The following is an 8127-nucleotide window of genomic DNA, read 5'->3' on the forward strand; positions in this document are numbered from 1 at the left end:
GCGGCCGCACTCTCGACGGCGGGATCAGCGGCTTCGCGATCTCCCACAGACCATCCGGAACAATCCAACTCCACGTACCCCGCCCCATGACCAGTCCAACGAATGATCACCATGTAGGACACGGTCTGAGATGTCATCTCATTTGGCTGGGTAAGCTGCCGGTCGTGGCAGGGATCGTTGAGCGGCTGGTGCCGGACGAGTTGTGGGAGATGTTCCAGCGAGTGGTGCCGGAGGCGCCATCGCGGCCTCAGGGCGGCGGCCAGCGCCGGCACGGCGACCGGGAGGTGCTGGCCGCAATCGTCTTCGTGGCGACCTCGGGCTGCACGTGGCAGCAGCTGCCGTCCGCATCGTTCGGGCCATCGGGCGCGACGACCCACCGACGATTCACCGAGTGGACGAAGGCCCGCGTGTGGGCCAAGCTCCACCGCCTGATCCTCGACGAACTCGGCTCCCGCGGCGAGTTGGACTGGTCCCGCTGCGCGATCGACTCGGTGAACATGCGGGCTCTGAAAAGGGGGAGCTGACAGGCCCGAATCCTGTCGATCGAGGCAAGTACGGCTCGAAGATCCACTTGATCACCGAGCGGACCGGTCTGCCCCTGTCCGTCGGAATCTCCGGGGCGAACCTGCACGACAGCCAGGCGCTGATCCCGCTGGTGCAGGGGATCCCGCCGATCCGCTCCCGGCGTGGACGCCGGCGGCGCAGACCGGCAAAGCTCCACGCCGACAAGGGATACGACTACGACCACCTGCGGCGATGGTTACGCGGGCGCGGCATCCGGCACCGCATCGCCCGAAGAGGCATCGAGTCCTCGACCCGACTGGGCCGCCACCGCTGGACCATAGAACGCACCATGTGCGCCACGAGGCGCTCTGTTTGTATCCCCGGCTCAGCCGGGAGGAACTCGGAGGGAGGTTCTTGGGCCTGATGACTTACCTGGATCCGAAAGGTGAAGGGGACAACAGCATGTCAGGAAACCAGTGACCGGGCTCAGTTGTCGGAGACGGTGTGCCGGGAGGCCCGCGCGATATGGCGAAGACTGGATTGTTTGAAGCCCAATCTCCAGCAGATGCAAGTTCTCATCCGCCGGAAGGACAGCTGAAACCGGCGCCGCACCCTGCACGGGGTTCGATCGTGCCCCCGTGCACCTCCGGGGTGCGGAGCGATGCCCAGCGAGGGCATTCAAGGAGATGAGTGGGACGCCTACCTCGCGCTAGAACGTACAGACAGGGACGAACGTGGGATCGCCTACGGGACGCGAGTCCTAGGGCGACGGAGGCCCCGTAGTAGTCGCCGGATTGACGCCCGGCCAGGGAGGACGGGAAAGCCGTCCACAGGGCGAAGGGGGCCAGGTGACTCGGACACGCCAGACCCGGGAGGTATGCGAAATGCAGATCGCCGCAACGGCGCTGTGTGTCCTGCGCGAGCAGCCTGAACCGCTCACGCTGTAGTCACTGGAGAGCCGGATGACGGGAAACCGTGCGCCGTTTCACTCGGCGTTGGATCGCCCCCGCAGGGGGCCGAGGTTCGGAAGGAGGTGACCTCGGGGTCGCCCGTCTTACCTGGACGCGAAAGCGCGAGGGGACAACAGCATGGCGGGAAAGCGCGGAGCGTTGAGGAGACGTCGAAGGCGCTGCTGTGCAAGGCCCGCGTGATACGGCGAAGGCCATACTGCTTCAAGCCCAGTCACCAGCGGTGGAAAGAGCACACCCTGCGACACGACGTCTGAGGTCGCAGCCGTCGGCATCGGACGAGTCCGAGTTTCCTCGTCTCAACCCTTCCGGCCGGCGGGCGGCGGACAACGAGTTCGCTCAAGGGGACGGACCGGGTCGCCTACGTCACGCTCGATACGTCCAACGCAAGGGGAATACGGGATCGCCTACGGGGCGCGAGCCCTATGGCGACGGAGGGGGCGTAGTAGTCGTCGGAGTAACGCCCGACCGGGGAGGACGGGAAAGCCGTCCGCACGGGCGAAGGCCCCCAGGTGTCAACAGATCCTTCACGATGGCGAGGTATGCGAAATGCAGAGCGCCGAAGCCCTTCTGGGGATCATCCGTGAACGCGGCAGGCGAGGTCTGCCGCTGGAACGTCTCTACCGGTGCTTATTCAACCGGGAGTTGTACTTGCTTGCCTACGGGCGGATCTACCGCAACGACGGTGCGATGACGCCCGGCATCACGGCCGAGACCGTGGACGGCATGCGCCTGGAGAAGATCCAGGCGATCATCGACGCGCTCCGTGCTGAGCGTTATCGATGGTCACCGACCCGCCGCGTCTACATCGAGAAGAAGGGAAAGAGCAAGAGTCGGCGCGGTTTAGGTCTGCCTACGTGGTCGGACAAGCTGCTGCAAGAAGTGATGCGCCTGCTGCTTGAGGCGTATTACGAGCCGCAGTTCTCCGAACACTCGCACGGCTTTCGGCCCGGCCGGGGCTGTCACACCGCCCTGCAATCGATCTACCCAGGGTGGAGGGGCACAACATGGTTCGTCGAGGGAGACGTCAAAGCCTGCTTCGACAGTTTGGATCATGAGATCCTTCGGTCGATCCTGGCCGAGAAGATCCACGACAACCGCTTCCTGCGGTTGGTCGACGGACTGCTCCGGGCCGGGTATCTGGAGCAGTGGCGGTATCACGCGACGCTGAGCGGCTCACCGCAAGGCGGCGTGATTTCGCCGCTTTTATCCAATATCTACCTGGACCGGCTGGACAAGTACATCGAGACGAGCCTGCTGCCCGCCTACAACCGGGGAGCCCGGCGCACGCCGTGTCGTCCGTACATGCTGCTGTGGCAGCGCGCCTTCCGCCTGGAGCAGCAGGGGGAGCTGGAGGCCGGTCGGGCCCTGCGCAAGCAGATGAAGACCATGCCCTCCCGCGACCCCGATGATCCAGGTTATCGGCGGCTGAACTACTGCCGCTACGCAGACGATTGGTTGCTCGGATTCACCGGGCCGAAGCGGGAAGCCGAGGAGATCAAGGCCGACATCGGGCGGTTCCTGCGCGACGAGCTCAAGCTGGAGCTGTCCGAGGACAAGACCCTGATCGCTCATGGGCGGACGAGCGCCGCCCGGTTCCTCGGCTACGAGATCGTGGTCTTGGACAACGACACCAAGCACGACCATCGCGGTCATCGCAGCATCAACGCGCAGATCGGGTTGAAGGTGCCTGCGGACGTTATCCGCGCCAAGTGCCGCCCCTACCTGCACCATGGCCGACCGATCCGGCGGACCGAACGTACGGTCAACAGCGACTTCTCCATCGTCGCCCAGTACCAGGCGGAGTTCCGCGGGATCGCCGGTTACTACCAGCTCGCCTTCAACCTCCATCGCCTCGGACGGCTGAAGCACGTGATGGAGCGTTCCTTGGTCAAGACGCTGGCGCGGAAGTATCGCGTTCGCGTTTCCAAGGTCTACCGGCGCTATCGGACCGTGCTGAAGACCGATCGCGGCCCTCGTCGAGGGCTTCAGGTCACCGTCGAACGCGGGGAGGGACGAAAGCCGTTGGTGGCGCAGTGGGGCGGAATCTCACTGGCCCACAAGACCAGGATCGGCAGTCTCGACGACCACCCGACGCAGGTGTGGAACAGCGCGCGCAATGAAGTGGTCAAGCGCCTGCTCGCCGACACCTGCGAGATATGCGGGTCCCACAACGGTGTCGAAGTGCACCACATTCGGCACCTGAAGGACCTGAACGTCCGGGGACGGGCACCCAAGCCCGCCTGGGCCCAGAGGATGGCCGCGCGCCATCGGAAGACCCTGGTCGTCTGCCGTGTCTGCCACGAGGACATTCACTACGGCGAAAGTCGCTCGCGACAGAACTCATGAGAAGAAAAGGCACTGGAGAGCCGGATGCGGTTACAAGCCGCACGTCCGGTTCGGTGGGGGGCCGTTGGAAAAGGGCCTGGTCACAGGCACCTCGCTGGCGGCCTACCCAACGTCACGTACGGATCTGTGGGAGCCCGGGGGTGCGATCCCCCCGGGCCACCCGACCAATTCCGGTGGCCATCAGCCTGGACTCGGCTGGCCGCACAACTGGACTTTGCCACGGCCGCCGTCAATCAGCGAAGCCGAAGGGGATCTGATTGGCCGAACCAGGCTTGAAGGCGAACCTCTTGCGGCCGCGGCGCGACGTCTCGGCATCAGCTATCAGGCATGCAGAAAACGGCGTGGCAGAGCCGAACGTCGGGTTGCGGAACATCTGGCGCGGACCGCGACGGACCTCGCCCCCTCGGACCGCGGCGACGCGCTTGCTCCACTCGTCCTGCGCCGGTCCCGAAGGAAGCAGCCGCGGATGGCGGAAGCGGGAAACAGGACCGTCAAGCTGAACGCCGGCCCGATCGCGGCATGAGGAAGGAGCACCCTCATGCCATGGGCCGGTGAATGGGAGCCTTTGGATTCGGTCGAGGCGGCATTTCGGGGCCTGGAGTCCAGGTCTACGGAGTTCACTCTGGACGTGAGCGGTATCGACATCGAGGTCGGGAGGGAATTCCCGCGGAATCAGGTCCCGTTGCGAGAGCTCCGGGCCCGGCTTCTGGACCGGGCCACGCCCTATGGCGTCAGAGAGGATGTCTGGGCCGAACTCGTATTTCGAACGCAGAGCGAGGGAGGCGACTGGCCACTCGCTGCGGTGTGGATGATGGCCCCCGGGCTTCGAGAGGCCGCGGCACGAGTGGTGCGGGGAAGCACGTTGCCCTTTCCGGATGCCGAGGCCGAAGTCATCGAGGGATTTCTGAACGAACTCAGGACGATCGACGTCGACGTGGGCGGAGTGGCATCGCGGCTTTGGTGGGCCGGCTATCGCTGTGGCCTGAGAGCCCGATCCCGGTATTCGGGAGCCGTGCGAGCGGTTCCGCTGATGGAACGCTGGGCGCTGCACGCCCGGAATTCCGTCCCGGGTCGCCCGGACTTCGTTCTGGACCGAGCAGTTTACGCCGGCGCCGTCACCGCTGAGGAGGCGGAGTTGATCGGCCGTACCCGGATGGAGGGCGAAGGACTGGCCGCAGCCGCACGACGTCTTGGCCTCGGATACACCGCGTGCCGCGCCAGGAGAGCGGTCGCCGAAGAGCGCCTCGCCCGCTATCTCCTCGTCACGGGATCTGCTCCAGGGCCGGACATCCCGTCACGTTCATCCCTCACAGAACTGGCTGAGGCGGCCTGACATGGCACACCGACAGAATTGGACACGACACGATCTACGGGGAGGCATCAGTGCGTCGGACCAACTGGCCGGCCGGGGAGCCACGGTGCGGGAACTGCTTGCACTGCCGGCCATGGTGGATCGGCGCGTGGCCGCCGAGGTGCTGCACGTGGGCGGGAACACAGCGCATGAGCCGGCTCGTCGCGGCGGTCCACCCCGCACGCTGTTGAGGATCGGCGACATCTGCCGCGTCCCCGCCATGAACACTCTTCAGGCTGGTGGGTGTTCTCCAGATGGAGAGCCCCGGCGATGAGCATCCTTGACCAGTTTCGGGGCCCGCGGTGGGAACCCCGGAACGGCTGGCGCCCGGACCGGGAGGTCATCCTCGCCCTCAGAGCGATCATCGCCGACCACCTCGGTGGCGAAGCCGGCGACATCCTGCCGTCGGACGGCCCCGTCCCGGATGCCCTGGGCGCCGTTGCGGCGGCCTTGTACAGAAACGGCGCGCCGAGACCCTGCGTGTATGTCAGGGCAGACCTGCCGACTGATCTGCGGGCTGATCTCTGGGGGTTCACAACCGGACTTGCAGCCGCGATGGCCGATGGCCTTGTCGAGCCCGGAGTGGAAGGACTGCTCCTGGTCGGGCATGAGCGGCATCCTGTCACGTGCCGTGGCTGGGGGCTCGCCGGAGCCTTGATCGTTCAGCGACTCGGTAGACGGCCGGGGCACTGCGATTTCCGTGTGTACAGAGATCTGGATCATTTGACGGTCCCGGAACTGCGGGCTGGGTGAGAAGGAACCACTGATGATCGACAGTACGGAGCAGGAGAGAGGACAGGGCCCACAGGACACGCGCCGATGCCCGGAGTGGTGCGTCGAGGACTGTGGGGAGGACCGCCGGGGCGCGCATCTGGGAGCCCCGGTGGAGTTGAGAACGCCTCTTGGGCTGGACGGGCGTGCCCCACAGACGATGCTCACGACACATCTCGTCTGGTTGCACGAGCACGAGGTCGAGCCGCACGGCCTGAGGCCGGAGATCTGGGTGTATTGCGAGGGGGGAAGCGCCGAGCTTGATCCGGACGGGCTCGACGCCCACATTCGGGACGTGGAAAGTCATCTGCTCCAATTGCGCAAGCTGCGGCTCCGGTACGTAACGCTGCTGCAGGGCGCCGAACTGGTGGGGAAGGCGGGAGGCGACGCCGATACCCATCCGGCTCGCACGGGCGTCAGGTGCCCGTTCTGGTGTGACGCTCGCACGTACTCGCGGGCAGCGCGGAGTGGGACCGGCCACGTGCACGTCGGCCTGGCACGCCGCACGTCGGACGAGGTGTGGATCTCCCTGCGACACAACCCGTTCGAGCGGCTCCCGGAGATCGACCTGACAGTGACCGCTCCTGGGCAGGATCCGACAGCGCGTCGCCTCACACTCACCGAGGCGACGCAACTCCGGGAGAACCTGGGCGAGTTGATCGCATCTGCGGAGGCCTGTGCTCCTCCGCGCCTCCTGGCCATGGACACACTGCTCAGCGACATGGGGGCGCAGGTGGTCGAGGATTCCCGTCTCACCGCGTGCTCCTCCGGCTATGTCCTCAGAGACGTCGCTCCTGGCGGCCGGGTGACGGTGGCGGTGCCCGGCGGATTGACACCGGACCGCAGAGACGGGCTGGTCCGCAAACTCCTTTCCGACATCGCGATCGACACCTCCTGCGTCGTGCCGGACGACGCGGCCACACCTCAACTGTTCACTGCGCAGCCGCCGTTCGTCGTCACTCCGGGATCGGCTGCCTGATATGCGCGAACTGGACGCTCACGCAGCGCTGTTGATCGTACGCTGATGGTCATGCCGGATGACGAGGAACTGCCTGAGCCGAGCCGGCCGGATCCGTGGGCCGGACACCTTCCCGGCCAGGAACTGGTGCCCGCCTATTTGGTCTCGCGGTTCGCCGCCCAGTACCGGGTGATCGTCGAGATCTTGCTGGAAGCGCAGGACACCAGTCTGATCGGAGTGTCGTACGACGATGTCGTCGCGCGGGTGCCAGGACACCTGTCCGCGAGGCTGGCCCCCGTGGTCGTGGGCGAGTTGGTCGCGGACGAGGGATTCCACCTGGACGCCCGACTCGACCGGCTCGTCAAGTGGGGTGTTGTCACGCGCTGGCAGGACCAGGCCCGCACCGGTGAGGACTTCCTGCGCCGCCGTGACCGCTATCAGCTCACGCCCGTGGCCGCCCGGCTGCACTTGTTCTGGACGCAGGAGGCGGAGGCCGACGAGGGGGCGGCGGCGGACCTGACCCTGGCGCCGCGGGCGATCCACGACCGTCTGGAGATGTTCGCCCAGGCTGTCCGGGAGCGGCGCTATCCCGGCGCGGCCGCCGAGTACCAGCAGATCATTGTCCTGCACCAGGGCATGGCGGCCGCCGCGCGTACATGGCAGCGCAGCCTGGCGCACGCGCTGGCCGGCGGGCCTGATCCGGGGAAGCAGGAAGTCCTGTGGCGCACCCTGCAGTCGTACATCGCCATGTGGGGCGAACAGGTGGACGTGCACACGCCTCGGATCGCGTCCCTCGTCACTGAACTCGCCCCGCTGCTCGGCGATTCGGTGTGGCGGGCCTGCGCACGGGCCGCGCTGGCCGAGGACACGGCGGAGGAGCTCGTCGACATTCAGGCCCAGCGATGGGCGCGGACGTGGACGGCGCTGGCAGGCTGGTTCTCCGGTGCCACGGGACAGGCGCGGCGTCTGCGCCGGCAGCTGCGGGATCTGGTGGCACCCTGGGCGCGCAACTCGCGCATCCTGATGGACACGGGAGGCACCGTCACGCGCCGCGCGGAGTTGCTGCGACTGGCGCGGGCCGTCGAGCGGGCCCCTGACGAGGAGACCGCCTGGCGGATGTGGGACACCGCCACGGGGTTGTTCTCCGCACGGCACCTGCTGCTCCCGGCCGACGCCGCCGACGACCACACGCGCCCCTGGGCCGACGCTCCCGCGGCGCCGGTCAC

The 8127-nt window shown here is 66.7% G+C and carries 5 protein-coding genes and 2 pseudogenes; 6 read left to right on the forward strand and 1 reads right to left on the reverse strand.

Going from position 1 to position 8127, the window contains the following annotated elements; translation table 11 throughout:
• A pseudogene (locus R6V09_RS40265) lies at positions 1 to 88 on the reverse strand (IS5/IS1182 family transposase); the annotation flags it as partial.
• A 121-nt stretch (positions 89 to 209) separates the two neighbouring features.
• Here R6V09_RS40265 and R6V09_RS40270 point away from each other — a divergent pair.
• The 6 genes and pseudogenes from R6V09_RS40270 to R6V09_RS40295 all read left to right on the forward strand — a co-directional run.
• A pseudogene (locus tag R6V09_RS40270) lies at positions 210 to 856 on the forward strand (IS5 family transposase); the annotation flags it as partial.
• Between the two features lie 1165 nt (positions 857 to 2021).
• Positions 2022 to 3821 (forward strand): reverse transcriptase/maturase family protein, encoded by a 1800-nt coding sequence (locus R6V09_RS40275; RefSeq protein ID WP_317886448.1) that lies wholly within the window; start codon positions 2022 to 2024, stop codon positions 3819 to 3821.
• A gap of 628 nt (positions 3822 to 4449) precedes the next feature.
• On the forward strand, positions 4450 to 5154 hold the full coding sequence (locus R6V09_RS40280) for a hypothetical protein (RefSeq protein ID WP_317886449.1): 705 nt from the start codon (positions 4450 to 4452) through the stop codon (positions 5152 to 5154).
• Positions 5155 to 5442: 288 nt separating this feature from the next.
• Positions 5443 to 5925 (forward strand): hypothetical protein, encoded by a 483-nt coding sequence (locus R6V09_RS40285; RefSeq protein ID WP_317886450.1) that lies wholly within the window; start codon positions 5443 to 5445, stop codon positions 5923 to 5925.
• 13 nt (positions 5926 to 5938) lie between these two features.
• Positions 5939 to 6922 carry a DUF6907 domain-containing protein gene (locus tag R6V09_RS40290; RefSeq protein ID WP_442810233.1) on the forward strand — a complete coding sequence of 328 codons (984 nt, stop codon included), beginning with the start codon at positions 5939 to 5941 and terminating at the stop codon, positions 6920 to 6922.
• 51 nt (positions 6923 to 6973) lie between these two features.
• Positions 6974 to 8127 (forward strand): DUF2397 domain-containing protein (locus R6V09_RS40295; protein ID WP_317886452.1); only part of this gene is annotated, 1154 nt, incomplete at its 3' end.

The sequence above is a fragment of the Streptomyces sp. W16 genome, assembly GCF_033194735.1.
Classification (GTDB): Bacteria; Actinomycetota; Actinomycetes; order Streptomycetales; family Streptomycetaceae; genus Streptomyces.

Bases quoted from the DNA above. Each gene is read 5' to 3' on its own strand.
- R6V09_RS40275 (WP_317886448.1), top strand. From the start codon at position 2,022: ATGCAGAGCGCCGAAGCCCTTCTGGGGATCATCCGTGAACGCGGCAGG.
- R6V09_RS40285 (WP_317886450.1), top strand. From the start codon at position 5,443: ATGAGCATCCTTGACCAGTTTCGGGGCCCGCGGTGGGAACCCCGGAAC.
- R6V09_RS40290 (WP_442810233.1), top strand. From the start codon at position 5,939: ATGATCGACAGTACGGAGCAGGAGAGAGGACAGGGCCCACAGGACACG.